The sequence below is a fragment of the Halovenus amylolytica genome, from assembly GCA_004015825.1.
GTDB classification, from domain to species: Archaea; Halobacteriota; Halobacteria; order Halobacteriales; family Haloarculaceae; genus Halovenus; species Halovenus amylolytica.
The window spans coordinates 129,730-146,372 of record ML137215.1 but is presented as its reverse complement, the minus strand read 5'-3'; the positions used below and the strand labels follow the sequence as shown (position 1 = coordinate 146,372).

Here is a 16,643-nt window from a genome sequence, read left to right as displayed (position 1 = left end):
GAACCAGTTTTTTAGGCCGGCCTAAAAATCTGACGATTCTGCGTCCGGGCGATCGCGTTCCTGATCGACGGCATCGGGAGAGACGTTCAGCAGTACGGCTGCACCGACGCCCCCGGCAACCGTGACGCCGTTTTTGAGCGCGTGATCGAGGATAGCAGCCGCGAGTGCTGTCGCCGCAGTGATCGGTGAGACGGCAACCACTATTGCAGTAAACGCTGCCTCGTACAGCCCGATTCCACCCTGTGAGAGCGGGAGTACCTTCGCCAGGTTGCCGACAGTGACCGCAAGGGTTCCACCCATCAGGAGTCCGAGTACCGACTCGCCACCTGTGCCCGCGACGGCCCACAGAACGAGCACGGCGGTCAGGACGTCGAGGACCCAGATGGCAAGCGTCTGAACGCCGACGCTCGCCAGCGCGTTCGGGGTCCGTACGACGACCCGCAGATCGCCACCGAACTGGACGAGTGACTCGACGAGCCACGAGAGCCTGGTGCGTTCGACCCGCACTCGGATTCGACTGGTGAGTTGCCACTGCCCCCGAGCGCCCAACAGCATCACGATAGCCAGCACCACCGCGACGGACCCGACCCCACCGGCACCTACGAGGAACTGCCCGGTCTGGTCCGGTGCGAACGTCCTGCCGGTTGCGAGCAGCCACATGCCCGAAACCGTTCCCAGAAGGACGAGCGCCAGCAGATCGAACAGTCGTTCGACGGTCAGTGAGGCTGCTCCGGTCGTATACGGCACCGACCGTCGGCTCTTGAGCAGATACGCACGGAACCCGTCGCCAGCCCGGGCCGGAACGACGAGATTCACCATCTGGCTCACAAAGACAGCCGCAGTGAGAAAACCGAACCCACAGCGTTGATCCATCTCCCCGAGAATCTCGTCGTATCGACGTCCACGGAGCGGCCACGAGAGTGTGTAAATCCCGGTCGCCGCGGCCAGAAGCCCGAGATCAGCCAGTCTGATCGCCTCGACCACACGGTCGGTGTCGACCGTTCTAACCACGATGAAAATACCCACAACGATGACGAACGCGGTACCCACGACACCCACCCACCGCTGACCGAGCATGGTTCGGAGGCGTGTGATACCGACTCGTCCCATACAATCCGCTGGCTGCCGCAAATATTTAAGCCCACCTAAAACTCCCGGATATTCTACTCAATTGCTGCCAGAATAGAAGAACCAAAGATATGTCGGGTGGGATTGGTCGACTTACGCCTCGTGCGCCCAGTACTCCTCGCCGACGGTAACCTCTTTTTTGAACAGTGGCACTTCCTCCTTGAGTCGGTTGATTCCGTCCTCGACAGTCCGGAAGGCCTCCTGGCGGTGGCCGGCGAGAACGACCACGAAGACGATATCTTCGCCAGCCTCGACAACGCCGGTCTTGTGATGCAGGAGCACCTCGAAGACGCCGTCGCGGGCTTCGAGTTCCTCGCGGATCGTCGCCATCTTCTCCTCTGCGACGCCGTCGTACTTCTCGAATTCGAGCAGTTCCGTCGGCTCGTCGTCGTCGTGTTCTTTCTCCCGAACTCTACCAGTGAAGGTCGCGATTGCGCCCGATTTGTCCTGTTCTGGGGACTGCTTCGCGCGGGCGACCAGTGAGGAGAGCGTCTCGTAGGGGTCTGTCGCGTCGAGCTCGTCGATAACCTGTTCCGGATCGACGTCAGCGGCAGTCTCACCGCTGGCGAGCAGTTCGCCCCGTTCGGACACTCTCCCGCCGAGTGCGACCGTCGGCAGTGCTGCGTCGGAATAGCCTTCGATGAGCGCATAGTCGCAGGACTGTCCGAGTCGCTCCAGCGCGTCGTCGAGTGTGAGGGAATCTCCGCGCGCGAACCACTCCCCGTCACCGAGCCCGTAGGTCTGGACAGCGCCAGCCTCCCGGTGTCGGTCCGTATCTTTCCCATCTGTGTCGATATCCGGCGCACAGTCGATGTGTTTGACTGTCCCGACTTCTCCTCGCTCCGAGAGGCGCTCGGTAAGCTGTTCGATCAGGGTCGTCTTCCCACATTCCGACGGGCCGATGACGGAGAGGACTTGCATACAGCCCTGTTGGCGCTCTCGGTGCTTTTATGTTCGCCTTGAGGGACTGTCTCACAACAATGCAGCGGTGAACTGTTCGCTCAGCGCCGCACTGTTTTCTCGACGACCTCGATATCCCCGATTCTGGTTTCGGGATACTCTCCGTCGTCGTCCTTCTCGGCAGCTTTCACCATATCCCAGACGACGTTCAGTCCCGTCGTGACCCCTTCCAGCGCTTCCATCTCACAGCCTGTCTTGCCGACTGTCTCGACAGCCACCCGGAGATCGACCGACTGGTCGGTGATCTCGAACTCGGTGTCGACGTTCGTGATCGGGATCTGGTGACACATCGGAATCGTCTCCCAGGTGTGTTTCACAGCCTGGATCGCGCCGATCCGCGCCGTCGCGAGCACGTCACCCTTGCCGATACTGTCTGCCCGGATCGCATCGATCGTCGAGGGCTGGAGGTGAATCGTCCCGCTGGCGACGGCCCGCCGCTTCGAGTCGGCCTTTTCGCCGACGTCGACCATCTGTGCGTTGCCGCCGTCGTCGACGTGTGTGAGATTCTCTGTATCACTGGAGGCGTCGTCTGTCATACACCCACGTACGCAATCCAGCCCCTAAGGGACACGGACTGTGGCAAAAAGAGAACGGACAGTCAGCCGTCGCTGTCCGGAAACACCTGTCCATCCTCGATATCGACGAGACCGATGTCGTCGAGTCGCTGGAGGCGCTCGCCGGCCAGATCGCGGGCGACGCCGAGTTCGACCGCACGCTCGATCACGTCCGACCGTGTCGGGGCGGAGACGATCAGTTCGTCAGCGTCGGTTTCCAGTTCCTCGTTGACAATTGCCTGCAGGATCGCACTCGCACGTTGTTCGGGCGAGGTCTTCCGACGGGACCACTCGATCGCCAGCGTTCCATCGTCCTTGACCCGTTTGACGGTGAATCCCTCGGGGAGTTCGTCCGTCACCTCGGCCACGAGAGCGGCCCGATCCAGGCGTGCAGTGAGTGTCTGAACAGTCCCGTCTCTGCTCGTCGAATCTACAGTCACGTTTGCACCTTCCTGATCGACTGCTCGCTCGACCGTCGACGCCAGCTCAGTTTTCACATCCTCCAGGACAGCGCGCTTCTGTCCACGGTACTCCCGTTCTTTCGCTTCGAGTTCCTCGTAGCGCTGCATCCGTTCGTGTGGACTCCCCTCGTCGCTCATGCCAGAGCTATATAGCCGCTGTATAAAACGAGTGACGGTAGATCACATTCGCGAGCTGTCACGACCTAGTCCCTGGGTCGGTAATCCTCGCCGTAGATCTCCCTGAGTTCCTGCTGGTGAGCGTCGAGGATCGTCTTCCGGACTTTCTTCATCGATGGCGTGAGCATCTTGTTCTCGGGCGTCCACTCCTCGCCGACCAGCGCGAAACCGCGGATCTTCTCGTGTTTTTCGAGGTGATCGTTTACCTCTGCGACCGCCTCGCCGACCCACTCTTCGACCCGGTCGTCCTCGACTGCTTCGCGGGTATCGTCGGGGAGATCGATCCCCTCCGTTTCGGCCCAGGCACGCATCGACTCGAAGTTCGGAACGATCAATGCGCCGATGTATTTCTGGCGATCGCCGACAATTACGACCTGTTCGACGCGGTCGTTCGTCGAAAAGTGGTCTTCGATAGGCTGTGGCGCGACGTTTTTGCCCGTATCCGGCACGAGGATCTGTTTGAGACGCTCGTGGAAGACCAGAAATCCCTCCGGTGTCTGTTCGATCAGATCTCCCGTCCTGAACCACTTCCCGCGACCGTCTGTGGCGACACCCGCTGTCGTGGCCGATCCACGATTCTCGCCCGGATGCTCGGTGGTAAACGCCCGATCCGTCGCGCCGGGGCGGTTCCAGTAGCCATCTGTGACGTTGCCTCCCCGGACGAGCAGCTCGCCGACATCGCTTCTGGGGTTTCGGAGATCGATCTCGTCGGTGTTGACGACCGTACTGTCGACCGCAACCTCGACACCGACGACGGGAACTCCGAGTGTGCCGGGCCTGATATCCTCCGGTGTATTCGCCGAGACGACGGGCGAGGTTTCGGTGAGCCCGTAGCCTTCGATGACGGTGACTCCCATCCCGTTGAACAGCCGACAGAGATCCTCACTCAAACTCCCGCCCCCGGAGATCAAGATCTCGACGTTGCCACCGAGTTGCTCCTTGACAGACGAGTACACCAGCCGGTCGGCGATCGAGTGTTTCACCCGGAGTGTCGAACTCGGCTCCTCTGCCTGCTGGAACTCCGTTGCGACATCGAGTGCCCAGTCGAAAATCCGCTGTTTGAGGCCACTCTCCGAGGCCTGCTCGCGCATCTGATCGAAGATCCGTTCGTAGACACGGGGGACACTCGCCGCCGTCGTCGGCTGGATCTTCTGGAAGTCCTCGGCAATCGTGTCGGTACTCTCGACGTAGCCGACGGTCACACCGGCCGCGTAGGCGTTGAAGCTCCCGACAGTTCGTTCGAGGACGTGTGCGAGTGGCAAAAAAGAGATCGAGGTTGCATCACTGTCGATCGCGGGCCGGTCCGGATCGTCTCGTGGTCCGGCCCGGCGGCGGATCTGGTGGACGTTCGACCGGAAGTTCCAGTGGGTGAGCCTGACGCCTTTCGGCTGGCCAGTGGTTCCGGAGGTGTAGACGAGACTGGCCAGATCCTCGGGCTCCCGGTCGGCTAGCCACTCTCTGTAGCGATCCTCGTCGAATGCGTCCTCACCGATCTCGTAGATATCTGCCAGGGTATAGAGATCGTCCCGGCTGTACTCCTGTTCGGGTTCGTCGACGAGGACGATCCCCTCGAGATCAAGTTCGTCTTCGACTGTCAGGACCTTCTCCAGGAGCTGTTCGTTTTCGACGACAACCCCGGACGCGTCGGGATCAGAGAGGAGATATTCGACCTGGCCGACCGAGGAGTCAGTGTAGATGGTCGTGACGACACAGCCAGCAGCCAGCAATCCGAAATCCGCCTGGGCCCACTCCATCCGGGTATTCGCGTACAGTCCGATCCGATCGTCGGGTTCGAAGCCGATCTCTCGAAAACCTGTCGCCAGGTTCCGGACGATCCGGCGCAACAATCTGTACGTTATCGATCCGTACTCCCCAGGCGCTGGATCGGGTAACAGGTGCCCAATCGAGCGATCGTAGACGCCGCCTTTGAACAGCTGGGCCTCGCTATCGAGATGCCGCTGGGCACTCGCCTCGAACAGCTCCGAGATCGTTCCCCGCTCTCGTAACGGATCCTCGTAGTCGCGTTCGGCCTGCAGCCACGCCGGCTCCTGTGACTCGTTGACCATCCTACCTGGTCAGTACACAGACAGGATATAAAAATACCCTTCCTCTGGTTACAAATTTAGAAGAGTTTATTTACAGTAGTCATGGATTTAGGCTATTGAATTGTCATCTGTTAATTCCTTTGTAGGATAGCGAATGGTAACGGCACACATCGAGAACACATAAACGATGGCCGCGACTAGAGGCGGTCATGAGCGAAGATAACCCCACCGAAGCGGGGTGGTTTTCTGGGGTCGAGCCGGGAGATATCGAAGCCGGCGTCACCGCGATTCAGGAGGGGAGTGCCAGCACAGTCGAGGACTGGCCAGCCCGCGCGGTCGAGTCCGGGTTCGCCGCCGACGAATCGGAGTACTACGAGCGGCTTCACGAGACAACAGTCGCGGCATCGCGGCAGGCTGTGAGCCAGCGGGAGGGGGCTGACGACCAGCAACTGATCCACAGTATCCGGACGCTGGACGACTGCCAGCGACTCGCAAACGAACTCACCGAGCGGGTCGCTGAGTGGGCCGGCAGCCGGGACCCCGAGGCGACAGTCGACAGCGAGTATATCGAGGAACTGGCCGACAGGGAGTCGACAGATCCGATCGACGAGCGACTCGTCTCGCTTGCGGGCCGGATCGTCGGACTCCAGACAGAGGTCCAGGAGATCCGGACCCTCGTCGAGCAGACAGCAGAGTCGGTCGCACCGAACCTCACTGCGATGGCGGGACCGGAGCTCACAGCGCGCCTGATCGCACTCGCGGGCGGGCTTGAGGAACTCGCGAAAAAACCCGCCGGGACGATACAGGTACTCGGCGCGGAAGACGCCCTTTTCGCCCACCTCCGCGGGGGTGCGCCGTCCCCGAAACACGGTGTTATCTTCACCCACGAGTACGTTCGTGGGACAGCGCCAGTAGATCGTGGCTCCGCAGCACGCGCCCTCTCTGGCAAACTGGCGATCGCGGCCCGGATCGATTACTACAGCGGGGAGTACCGGCCCGAAATCGAGGCCGAACTCGACGAACGGATCGAGCGCATCCGCGCTCGTGATGCGTCGTGACTCTTCCCGAGGGTGTCGAGCGCCGCGAGGTCGACGGCGACGAAGGACTCGCGACACGGGGCGAGCCAGTCTACGGCGAACCGACCGAAGACGGCTGGCGACGCTGGGACCGATCACGGTCGAAACTCGCAGTGTTGCTCGGCCGTGAGGTCGAGACTGGCCTGACAGCCGACAGTACAGTGCTCTATCTCGGCGCAGCGAGTGGCACGACGGTCAGTCACGTCGCCGACGTCGCCGGACCGACCTACGCTGTCGAGTTCGCACCGCGACCGATGCGAGATCTCGTCGGGGTCGCCGAAGCCCGGCCGAACCTGTTCCCACTGCTCAAGGATGCGCGAAAGCCCGAGCACTACGCCCACGTCGTCGAACCGGTCGATCTGATCGTGCAGGATGTGGCGATCCGCGGGCAGGGCGAGGTCGCTGTCGCAAACAAACAGTTTCTCCGGGACGGCGGTCGACTCGTCCTCGCGATCAAGGCCAGAAGTGAGGACGTGACCCGCGATCCCGACGAGGTCTTCGACGACGTTCTCGATACGGTCGAAGCGGAGTACGAGATTCGCTACACTGATGGACTCGAACCGTTCCACGAGGATCATCTCGGTGTCGTCGCGGAGCCAAAGTAGGCGTGCGACTCCGCCACACCCAAATTCCAGTAGCCCGAAGCGGTGTTCGATGACAGAGGCGGCCGATCCGTTCGAAGATGTCGACACCGTGACTGTGCAGAACGCGCTCGTCTCCTGGTACGAGTCTGACCACCGCGAGTACCCCTGGCGACAGATGACAGATCCATACGAGATTCTCGTCTCGGAGGTGATGAGCCAGCAGACACAGCTCGGCCGCGTCGTCGCGGCCTGGGAGGATTTTCTGGATCGATGGCCGACGGTAGCGACGCTCGCCGCTGCTGAACGCGGGGAGGTCGTGGCCTTCTGGTCGGATCACAGTCTGGGCTACAACAACCGGGCGAAGTACCTCCACGAGGCTGCCCAGCAGGTCCAGGCGGAGTACGGCGGTGAGTTTCCCGAAGAACCGGACGAACTGTCCGAACTGATGGGTGTCGGCCCCTACACCGCAAACGCAGTCGCGAGCTTCGCGTTCAACAACGGCGATGCTGTCGTGGATACCAACGTCAAACGCGTTCTCTACCGCGCGTTCGGCATCCCGGACGACGACCGTGTGTTCGAACGCGCTGCCAGCGCGCTCATGCCGGAGGGAAAGTCACGAATCTGGAACAACGCGATCATGGAGCTGGGTGGGGTGGCCTGCGAGAAGACCCCCTCGTGTGACGAGGCTAGCTGCCCGTGGCGCGAGTGGTGTCAGGCCTACCAGACTGGGGATTTTACCGCACCGGACGTTCCAGAACAGCCGGATTTCGAGGGGAGCCGTCGGCAGTTTCGGGGCCGGGTGATCAACACGTTGAGCGAACACGGATCGCTGGAACTCGACGAGCTGGGACCGCGAATCAGGGTCGATTACGCGCCAGAGGGCACCTACGGCCGGGAGTGGCTCCGTGGACTACTCTCGGATCTGGCTGAGGACGGACTCGTGGAACTGGCCGGCGACGGCGACAGCCTCACTGTAACCCTCCGTCGCTGATTCGACCGGCCGGCACGTTGATATTACCTGGTGACAAAAATACAGCTATGATTCGGAACCTGCTCGGCTTCCTCTGGTCCCTGCTCATGTTGCCGATCAAGTTGATACTGCTGCCGTTCAAGCTGCTTTCGTTGCTGGTCAGCATCGTGATATACAGCCTCATACTGCTGTTGCTCGGCGGTATCGTGTTCCTCTTCGTACTCTGACCGTCGGTTCGATCACTGACGATCAGCGTCTCTGCTGCTCCAGTCTCCGACCATCTTTGGGACAGTACTCGTACTGGTCTTCGACTGTCCTGAACCCGCACTGCGGACACTCTCTGATCTGTCTCGTCTCTCGATCGGAGCCACGGAGCAGAAACGGAATAAATGGAATAAAGAGGAAAAAGAAAAGTGTATCGAAATACCACCAGAGAACAGCGCTGAGAAGCAAACTGCCGACGATTCCGACGACAGCAGTCACCGTTCGGGAGCCAACCATCGTGCTGGAGCGTACGAACTCGTCGAAAAAGTAGGGTTCGAAACCCTGTTTCCCGGCCTCGATGGGTGTTTCTTTTGTAGCGAGCAGCCCAAGAGATGGACATATGCCAATGAAAGCCTCCGGCCTGGCGACGGAGTGGCAGGAAATCGACAGACACGAACACGGCGTCGGCTGGATCGCCTATCCGGACGAGACGATGCAGCGGGCGAGTCACGCGATCGAGTCCGACGGCGACGTCTGGGTCATCGATCCAGTCGACGTCGAGGGACTCGACGACCTGCTCGCGGAGTTCGGTGAGGTCGCAGGCGTCGTCATCTTGCTCGACCGCCACAAACGGGACGCCGCCAAAGTCGCAAACCGCCACGACGTCTCTGTCTACATCCCCAGCTTTTTCGATGGGGTCGCCGAGGAACTGGACGCATCGGTCAAGCGATTCAGCAACGCCCTGGGTGATTCGGGCTACCGACTACACACAGTTGTCGACAATACGTTCTGGAAGGAAGGAGCGCTCTACAACCAGGAGACTGGGGATCTGTTCGTTCCCGAGGCTGTTGGAACGACTGACTACTTCCATACAGAGGACCGCGAACTCGGTGTCCACCCGATGCTCCGGCTGTTCCCGCCGGACGCCCTGGAAGTGTTCGAACCGACACGGATTCACGTCGGTCACGGGCCGGGTGTCGACGACCGTGCCACAGCAAAACTCCGCGACGCACTCTCCGGATCGAGAGCCCGGACGCCCCGGTTGTATCTCAAAACAGCAAGGGATATGATATTCGATTAATCGTTTGTTACTCCCAGACGGTAGCCGGGTACAGCAGACTGACGGCAACTTACTTCGTCGTCCACACCCGAGTGTAGGCCATGGAGCGAGAGAGTGCGGTGCCCGAGGTTGGGGAGCTTCCGGGTGATCGGGGCAAACGAGTTGTCGAGTACCATCACGAGACGGCAGCGCCCAGTACCTATGTCTACGAGTTCGTCTGGGACCACACCGCTCCGGCAGTCGGACCGTTCTGTACCGACGTCGATGGCAACGTCTTGATGGACTTTACCGCACACGTGGGCTCGATGCCGCTGGGCTACAACAACCCCAAGATCGTGGAGCCACTCTCGGAGTTCGATCTCGTCGATCCGACGAAAATTGCCGGACAGGATTTCTATCTCCCAGCGACAACAGTGCTCGAAGATATGTCCGTTCCAGGTCCCGCCGATCTGATGGATCGGCTGACCGATATCTCCAGCCAGTACGGGATGGACACCGTCTTTCTCTCGAACAGCGGCGCGGAGGCTGTCGAAAACGCGCTGAAGATCAGTTTCGATCACACCCACGGGAAGTACACGATCACCTGCGAGGGGGCGTTCCACGGTCGAACGCTCGGCACGCTCTCACTGAATCGCTCGAAAGAGGTCTACAGACGCCAGTTCCCGGAAATTCCGAGTGTTCACGATATTCCATTCTGTACCGATCGGTCCTGCTCCCCGGAGACCTGTGACTGTGGATTTTTCTTCGACGATACCTCCTCACTCGGGAAGATGCTCGCCGAGAAGACGGGGTACGTCAACAGCGACGAAGTCGCCGCGCTTGTGATGGAACCGGTCCAGGGCGAGGGCGGCTACCGGTTTCCGAGCGATGCGTTCGTCCAGGAGATTGCGGATCTCTGTTCGACACACGAGATCCCCCTGATCGTCGACGAAGTGCAGTCGGGGATGGGGCGGACGGGCGAGTGGTGGGCGTCGGATCACTACCCGATCGAACCGGACGTGATCGCCAGCGCGAAGTCGGCACGGATCGGCGCGACGATCTCGCGAGAGGAGATTTTCCCCAGCGAGTCGAGTCGTCTCTCCTCGACGTGGGGCGCGGGCGATATTCTCGCCTCGGCGCAGGGTGTGTTCACGATCGATGCGATCGAGGACCACGATCTGCTCGATCACGCGACGGTTCGCGGGCGTCAGATGCAAGAAGAACTTTCGGATTACGACCTCGATGGAGTTACTGATATCCGCGGAAAGGGACTCATGCTCGCCGTCGAACTCGAAAGCAAGAAACTGCGCGACGGGGTCCAGAAGGAGGCGTTCTCGCGGGGCTACCTGATCATGGGCTGTGGGACCAAAACGATTCGAATTCTCCCGCCACTCGACGTGACCGAACGAGAGATCACGCTCGGTGCGGAGTTGTTCGCAGAAAGCGTCGACGCAGTACAGTAGCTGCTGGAGTGGGACGCATCGGTATAATACAACTGGTGAGTAAGTAATACGGAACATAGTAGTAGGTGTAACAGAGACATCCGGTAACTCGAAGGATGACGGAGCCTGTATTCGTTGCTAATCTGTTTCTGGGACTGCTCGGGCTTGCCCTCTGTCTGTGGCATGCCTGGGGAACCAGAAAGCAGGTCGCATTGCTCGTGACGGTCACTGTGTACGGGATTATACTGGAACAACTGGTGATCCTGCGCTTCGAGCGGTACGTCTACACGCTCTCGGATTTCGTTCTGACGCTGGGAGACGTCCCGGTCGTCATCGGGTTCGGGTGGGGCGCGATTATCTACAGTGGTATGGCAGCCGGAGAAATGCTCGGCCTCTCCCGCCGCGTCCGTCCGCTCTTCGTCGGACTCTATGCCCTCCACATCGACCTGGCTATCGACGCGATCGCGATCCGCATTCCGTTCTGGCAGTGGCTACCCCCCGGCGAGTGGTTCGGAGTGCCGCTCGGCAACTTCACAGGGTGGTTCCTCGTCGCGACACTCTTTCCCGCCGGGTGGCTCGTGCTCGAACGGCGACTCCCGTCCGGGAGCATTTCGGTCGCTGCCCTCGGCGGGGGAAGCTTGCTCGTCGCGTTGGTCGGCCTGATCGTCGGTCTCGAAGCGTGGGAGGTCGTGGCGCGAACCCTGGTACTAGAAATCCTGACTCTCGGGAGCGTGCTGGTGCTATCCTTACTCGCCGTCATTCGCGACGGCATCGAGATCGACCACGTCGATCTTCGAATCGCTGCTGTACCGGTGCTGTATCACGGCTTCTACCTTGGGTACTATCTGGCACTGGGGATGTACCGGACGACACCGGCGCTGCTGGGGATCAGTGTCGCGATGATCGCAGTCACTGTCTTCGTCCACGCCGGATCGGTACCGTGGCTGCGTCGGCGTGGTGAAAGCGTGGGTCGATAGCCGGCAGGGACCGCTCTGGCAGTCGAAAACAGTGCGACCGTCTTAGAACTGGTATCGCCGGTCGTCGTTTTGCTGTGGCTGTGGGAACTGGTTGCCGCCGGTCATCTCCTCGAAGGTCATCCCCGAGAGATACTCGTCGTAGTTGACGCCGTGGCTACTGCGGAGGTGGAAGTCGAGTTTCCCCGTTTCGACACTCGTCTGGAACAGCATGTGGATCGCGCGCCGGACCAGTTCGTCGGGGTCGTCTGGCTCGAAGGCGACGGTCAACATCGCGAGTTCGTTTCGTGTCTCCCGGTCCAGTTCGACGTCGAGTTCGTCACCGAGATCTGCGTAGCGACTTTCGATATCCTCTGTAAGCTCGTCGAGACTCATAGCACAGCCTACGATGGTTCTGTCCAAAGGCTTTCCGCAACGCTGCTGTTTTGTCCCTCGCAGTCCGAATTCCGAGTATGACGGTTACATACGAGGATCTGGAGATCGAGTGGCTGGGGTACGCGACGGTTCGGATCGACAGCGCGGAGTCGACGATCTATCTCGATCCCGGCCGGTACGGCGTGCTGACTGGTGAGTGGGAAGCCGATAGCCCGGAAGCGCAGTCTGCTCACCCACCAGGAGCAGATATCCGTCCGGAAGACGGTGATCTCGTCTGTATCTCGCACGTCCACCACTACGATCCTGACGGGATCGAGCGGGTCGCCAGTGAGGACGCCACAGTCGTCGTCTGCGACGGGATCAATCCGCGCACCAGCGGTCGGGATCTGCCCCGATTTGTCAATCTCCCCTTCGATGTACTGGAGGTTGGGACTGAAGCAGACCGGATCGTCGAGGAGGTCCCACTCTGGACGGTGCCGGCCTACAACGAACCCAACGGACCGCATACGCGAGCAGATGGGACGCCGTATCACCCCCAGGGTCGGGGCTGTGGCTTTCTCCTCTCTGTAGATGGAACCCGCATCTTCTGGCCAGGCGACACCGACGTCCTCGATGGCCACGAAGCGCTCGATGTCGACGTCTTCCTCCCGCCGATCGGTGGCAGTTTCACGATGGACAGACAGGAGGCTGCCGAACTCGCCGAAGCGATGGATCCCGAACTCGTCCTCCCGATCCACTACAACACGTTCACAGCGCTGGAAACAGACTCGCAAGCCTTCGTCGAGGACGTCGAATCCCGCAGCGTGGCTGTCGCACTCGACGAATCCTGAGCTATCGCTTCGGATCACAGACCAACGAATTAGGCATCTGTTCGCTTTCGTCTGACCTGTTTCGGTACAACTAACACGGCAAGGAAGAAAGCTGAGAGTAGCATGCGATTACACGAATACCAGGCGAAGGATCTCTTCGCAGACGCGGGGATTCCGACGCCCGATTCGACACTCGCGAGGACAGTAGACGAGGCCGTCGACGCCGCAGCAGAGATCGGCTACCCGGTCGCGATCAAGGCGCAGGTCCACGTCGGGGGCCGCGGGAAAGCCGGCGGGATCAAACTCGTCGACGACGGCGAGGAGGCCCGCGAGGCCGCCGACGAGATTCTGGGGATGGATCTCAAGGGGTTCGAGGTCGACCGCGTCCTCGTCGAAGAAGCCGTCGATTTCGTCAACGAACTGTACGTCGGCGTGACGATGGACCGCGGCGAGGGCAAACCCGTCGCCATGGTCTCGACGCGTGGCGGTGTCAACATCGAGGAGGTCGCCGAGGAGGATCCCGACGCGATCGCCCGCGAACACATCGACCCAGCCTTCGGGATGCACGACTTCCAGGCCCGGAAAGTCGTCTACGAGGCCGGTGTCGACGGCGACATCGCACGCGATGTCTCCTCGATTCTCTCGACGCTGTACGACCTCTGGGAGGAACGGGACGGCAGCGACGCCGAGATCAACCCGCTGATGGTCACCAGCGACGGCGAGGTCATCGCGGCCGATGCGGTGTTCAACGTCGACGAAGACGCACTGTTCCGCCAGCCCGATCTGGCAGAGATGGAAGAAGATGCTGCCGGCGACGAGCTGGAAGCCAAGGCCAACGAGTACGGCTTCGATTACGTCCGCCTCTCGGGCAACGTCGGCATCATCGGCAACGGTGCGGGACTGGTGATGACCACACTCGATCTGGTCGATTACTACGGCGGGGAACCCGCGAACTTCCTCGATATCGGCGGTGGCGCGAAAGCCCAGCGAGTGGCAAACGCGCTCGATATGGTGTTCTCCGACGAGAACGTCGACGCCGTCGTCTTCAACATCTTCGGCGGCATCACCCGTGGTGACGAGGTGGCGAACGGGATAAACAATGCACTGGAACAGTTCGACGAAATTCCGAAACCGGTCATCGTTCGGCTGGCCGGCACAAACGCAAAAGAAGGGATGGAGATTCTCAACACAGACCTCGTACAGGTAGAAGCGACACTCGAAGACGCCGTCCAGGGTGCCGTCGAGGCAGCCGAGGAGGTGACCCAATGAGCGTTCTTGTCGACGACGACACCCGAGTCGTCGTGCAAGGGATCACCGGCGGCGAAGGCAAGTTCCACGCCGGTCAGATGATCGAGTACGGCACGAACGTCGTCGCCGGCGCTGTGCCTGGCAAAGGTGGGCAGGAAGTCTACGATGTCCCCGTCTACGATACCGTCTCGGGCGCTGCCCGGCAGGAAGACGCCAACGCAGCAGTCGTCTTCGTGCCGCCGGCCTTCGCCGGTGACGCGCTGTTCGAGGCACTGGACGCACCAGTTGATCTGGTCGTTGCGATCACGGAGGGAATCCCGACCCAGGACATGAGCCGAGTCTACCGCAAGCTCAAAGAGACGGATACATATCTGGTCGGTCCGAACTGTCCAGGGCTGATCACACCCGGCGAGGCGAAACTCGGCATCCTGCCGGGCAACATCTTCGAATCGGGCAACGTCGGGCTAGTCTCCCGCTCCGGGACACTCACGTACCAGGTCGTCGACAATCTCACCGAGCGCGGCCTCGGGCAGTCGACGGCGATCGGGATCGGTGGCGACCCGATCATCGGGACGGACTTCATCGACACGCTGAAGCTGTTCGAAGCCGATCCGGACACCCACGCCGTCGTGATGTGTGGTGAGATCGGCGGAGAAGACGAAGAGAACGCGGCCAAATACATCAGACAAAACATGGACACGCCGGTCGCCGGCTTCATCGCCGGTCGGACCGCACCGCCGGGCAAACGGATGGGTCACGCCGGCGCGATTGTCTCCGGCTCCGGAACCGGGACAGCAGAGAGCAAGATAAACGCGCTCGAAGATGCGGGCGTCAGAGTCGGAGATACGCCGAACGAAGTCGCCGATTACATCGAACAGTTCCTCTGATCAGGAGTTCGGCGTCGGAATTTCGGTTTCGCCCCGCGTCTCTGCGAGCAGTTCGTCGACCACTTTCTCGCTTCGTTCGTCCGTCTCCGAGACGTTCGAGAGGAGGACCGTCTCGCTGGGGAACAGTTTCTCGCCGACGACGAGGCCGTACTCACGGGCTGTCGAGCCCGTCACAGTGATATAGACGCCGAGCCCGGTCTCCGCGATCGCTTCTTCTTCCTCCTGTCCGTTTTCCGGATACGTGAACTCGACCGATCCGGTGTTCCTGGTACCCAGAACCGCCTCGACCAGCCGCTCGTACCGTGGCGAGATGCACAGCTCGCCGGAGTATCCGCCGACGAACGTCCGGTCGAGTGACTGGTCTGACGCCAGTACCTCCGGGCGTGCCATCAGCGTGTGATAGACAGTATCGCCCAGTCCAGTGACCACCCGGACGTCCGTGTCTGTCGGACTGATCCGTTCGTTGACCGCGTCGAGCCCCGTCAGGGGTTCCTCGCCCAGCGAGACGATCTCTTCGAGGACGAGGTCGGCGCTGTCGAATCCCAGCGCGAACTCGTGTTTCCGGAGCGAGCGGAGCGGTTCCTCGCGCCCGACAAGCTGGACCCGCCGGTCCCCGAGTGGGACAGTAACGCTGTCGAAAACGACCCGTCTCGGCATCCCTGCCCGGTCGTCGCGCATCAGCGTATACTCCGGTGCGGTCGGTTTGGCGAGATCACTGTAGCGTTCGAGCCGGCTGTAGACGTCCGACTCGGCCGCTTTTTTGTCCTTCGTGATGGCCTTCTCGTAGCGAAGTGTCGAGATGATCTCGTCGGCCTGCTCCTCCCAGCCGCTTCGTGCGACACGTTCGAGTACCGCCTCGAGCGGGCGGCCTTTCCGGGGAACTGCGACGCGTATCGGCTCCATTACCGGCACAAAACGCGGCCAGCATGAAAACGCGACCGGTTTCCGTCCGACGTTACTTTCGCTGTTCGGACAGCCCCGCCAGAATCTCCGGATCGGTCCGGAACTTGAGGACGTTGTGGACGACGGAGTTCCGGATGTTTTCGACGACCTCGCCGTGTTTCTTGTAAAATTCGTGGATCCACTTCGATTCGGCCCGCCGACCGGAGAACATCATCACGGATTTCCACTGGTACTCCCCGTCCGAGAGGAAATAGAAGATTGTGTGCTCGTCGTTGCGGATCTCCTCCATCGCCCCGCGCCAGCCCTCCTCGAAATTCGCCGGGTTAAGTTTGAACTCGAACAGGGCGAAAATAAAGTACTCCTCGTTGGGGATGATCGCTTCCCGGAACACGCCCTCCTCGCGCATCCCGCGGATCGATTCGCTGACTGTGACGTGAGAGACGTCGATGCCGTGGTCCTCTTCGAGAATTCGGGCGAGGTCTCGCGAGGAGAGCTGTGGATCCCTCGATAGTTCCTGCAGAATGAGGATATCCCGCTCCTTGAAATCCCAGTCCGGTGCGTCGTGCTCAGTCATGCTTGCTCGATCCCCTGCAAGTCACTCGAATAGGCGGTTCGTCCAGATTCATATGCGACTATTTAAATTCCAATGTTAAATATAGTTAACGACCTCCCGTTTTGCGTTAATCCAGCACAGGCCCTGGCGAGACAGATGGATTCGATGAAACAACCAGAAATCAGACGCAGTCAGTGACTTGTACCCTGTTCTGTTCCCGAGAGGGGCAATTATCCAGTTATCGGCCCAGAGAG

19 protein-coding genes are annotated in these 16,643 nt (G+C 60.7%); 10 read left to right on the top strand and 9 right to left on the bottom strand.

All coding sequences use genetic code 11. The features are described from left to right. Positions 1–21: 21 nt before the first annotated feature. The 5 genes from EOW68_RS00705 to EOW68_RS00685 form a co-directional block, all read right to left on the bottom strand. Positions 22–1,110, bottom strand: a complete 1,089-nt coding sequence (locus EOW68_RS00705; protein ID WP_128223255.1) for a lysylphosphatidylglycerol synthase transmembrane domain-containing protein — start codon at positions 1,108–1,110, stop codon at positions 22–24. 111 nt (positions 1,111–1,221) lie between these two features. After that, on the bottom strand, positions 1,222–2,049 hold the full coding sequence (locus EOW68_RS00700) for a molybdopterin synthase (protein WP_128223254.1): 828 nt from the start codon (positions 2,047–2,049) through the stop codon (positions 1,222–1,224). An 80-nt stretch (positions 2,050–2,129) separates the two neighbouring features. Next, positions 2,130–2,624, bottom strand: a complete 495-nt coding sequence (moaC, locus tag EOW68_RS00695; protein WP_128223253.1) for a cyclic pyranopterin monophosphate synthase MoaC — start codon at positions 2,622–2,624, stop codon at positions 2,130–2,132. A gap of 62 nt (positions 2,625–2,686) precedes the next feature. Further along, positions 2,687–3,241 (bottom strand): hypothetical protein, encoded by a 555-nt coding sequence (locus EOW68_RS00690; RefSeq protein ID WP_128223252.1) that lies wholly within the window; start codon positions 3,239–3,241, stop codon positions 2,687–2,689. Between the two features lie 65 nt (positions 3,242–3,306). Then, positions 3,307–5,346: an AMP-dependent synthetase/ligase gene (locus EOW68_RS00685; RefSeq protein WP_128223251.1), complete on the bottom strand. Its 2,040-nt coding sequence runs from the start codon at positions 5,344–5,346 to the stop codon at positions 3,307–3,309. Between the two features lie 188 nt (positions 5,347–5,534). On the opposite strand from EOW68_RS00685, the gene EOW68_RS00680 reads away from it, so the two are divergent. Genes EOW68_RS00680 through EOW68_RS18350 form a run of 4 tightly spaced genes read left to right on the top strand, consistent with a single transcriptional unit; the run spans position 5,535 to position 8,182 of the window. Then, on the top strand, positions 5,535–6,383 hold the full coding sequence (locus tag EOW68_RS00680) for an NOP5/NOP56 family protein (protein WP_128223250.1): 849 nt from the start codon (positions 5,535–5,537) through the stop codon (positions 6,381–6,383). Next, a complete protein-coding gene (locus tag EOW68_RS00675) occupies positions 6,380–7,006 on the top strand; it encodes a fibrillarin-like rRNA/tRNA 2'-O-methyltransferase (protein ID WP_128223249.1) in 627 nt (208 codons plus the stop codon). The genes EOW68_RS00680 and EOW68_RS00675 overlap by 4 nt, the downstream gene beginning before the upstream one ends. 49 nt (positions 7,007–7,055) lie before the next feature. Beyond that, positions 7,056–7,976: an HhH-GPD family protein gene (locus tag EOW68_RS00670; RefSeq protein ID WP_128223248.1), complete on the top strand. Its 921-nt coding sequence runs from the start codon at positions 7,056–7,058 to the stop codon at positions 7,974–7,976. A gap of 47 nt (positions 7,977–8,023) precedes the next feature. Continuing rightward, the gene (locus tag EOW68_RS18350) at positions 8,024–8,182 is read left to right on the top strand and encodes a hypothetical protein (protein WP_431358677.1); all 159 of its coding nucleotides are present in this window, start codon (positions 8,024–8,026) and stop codon (positions 8,180–8,182) included. A gap of 22 nt (positions 8,183–8,204) precedes the next feature. On the opposite strand, the gene EOW68_RS00665 is transcribed toward EOW68_RS18350, so the two are convergent. Then, positions 8,205–8,456 carry a hypothetical protein gene (locus EOW68_RS00665; RefSeq protein ID WP_128223247.1) on the bottom strand — a complete coding sequence of 84 codons (252 nt, stop codon included), beginning with the start codon at positions 8,454–8,456 and terminating at the stop codon, positions 8,205–8,207. A 103-nt stretch (positions 8,457–8,559) separates the two neighbouring features. Here EOW68_RS00665 and EOW68_RS00660 point away from each other — a divergent pair, with 103 nt between their 5' ends. The 3 genes from EOW68_RS00660 to EOW68_RS00650 all read left to right on the top strand — a co-directional run bounded on the left by EOW68_RS00660 (position 8,560) and on the right by EOW68_RS00650 (position 11,617). Beyond that, complete coding sequence (locus tag EOW68_RS00660; protein ID WP_431358676.1) at positions 8,560–9,240, top strand: hypothetical protein; 681 nt, start codon at positions 8,560–8,562, stop codon at positions 9,238–9,240. A gap of 80 nt (positions 9,241–9,320) precedes the next feature. After that, entirely contained in the window at positions 9,321–10,661 is a 1,341-nt protein-coding gene (locus tag EOW68_RS00655) for an aminotransferase class III-fold pyridoxal phosphate-dependent enzyme (protein WP_128223245.1), read from the top strand. 95 nt (positions 10,662–10,756) lie between these two features. Continuing rightward, the gene (locus tag EOW68_RS00650; protein WP_128223244.1) at positions 10,757–11,617 is read left to right on the top strand and encodes a carotenoid biosynthesis protein; all 861 of its coding nucleotides are present in this window, start codon (positions 10,757–10,759) and stop codon (positions 11,615–11,617) included. A gap of 42 nt (positions 11,618–11,659) precedes the next feature. Here the strand turns inward: EOW68_RS00650 and EOW68_RS00645 are convergent, their stop codons facing one another. Continuing rightward, entirely contained in the window at positions 11,660–11,989 is a 330-nt protein-coding gene (locus EOW68_RS00645; protein ID WP_128223243.1) for a ribbon-helix-helix protein, read from the bottom strand. Between the two features lie 77 nt (positions 11,990–12,066). On the opposite strand from EOW68_RS00645, the gene EOW68_RS00640 reads away from it, so the two are divergent. The 3 genes from EOW68_RS00640 to sucD all read left to right on the top strand — a co-directional run bounded on the left by EOW68_RS00640 (position 12,067) and on the right by sucD (position 14,933). Then, a complete protein-coding gene (locus EOW68_RS00640; protein WP_128223242.1) occupies positions 12,067–12,819 on the top strand; it encodes an MBL fold metallo-hydrolase in 753 nt (250 codons plus the stop codon). A 102-nt stretch (positions 12,820–12,921) separates the two neighbouring features. Beyond that, entirely contained in the window at positions 12,922–14,067 is a 1,146-nt protein-coding gene (sucC, locus tag EOW68_RS00635; RefSeq protein WP_128223241.1) for an ADP-forming succinate--CoA ligase subunit beta, read from the top strand. After that, the gene (sucD, locus tag EOW68_RS00630; protein WP_128223240.1) at positions 14,064–14,933 is read left to right on the top strand and encodes a succinate--CoA ligase subunit alpha; all 870 of its coding nucleotides are present in this window, start codon (positions 14,064–14,066) and stop codon (positions 14,931–14,933) included. The genes sucC and sucD overlap by 4 nt, the downstream gene beginning before the upstream one ends. On the opposite strand, the gene EOW68_RS00625 is transcribed toward sucD, so the two are convergent. Together EOW68_RS00625 and EOW68_RS00620 are read right to left on the bottom strand one after the other, a co-directional pair. Next, positions 14,934–15,836, bottom strand: coding sequence for a phosphoribosyltransferase HisG-related protein (locus EOW68_RS00625; RefSeq protein WP_128223239.1), 903 nt, complete (start codon positions 15,834–15,836; stop codon positions 14,934–14,936). It lies immediately after the preceding gene. Positions 15,837–15,888: 52 nt separating this feature from the next. Continuing rightward, the gene (locus EOW68_RS00620; protein ID WP_128223238.1) at positions 15,889–16,410 is read right to left on the bottom strand and encodes an Lrp/AsnC family transcriptional regulator; all 522 of its coding nucleotides are present in this window, start codon (positions 16,408–16,410) and stop codon (positions 15,889–15,891) included. Positions 16,411–16,643 lie beyond the last annotated feature (233 nt).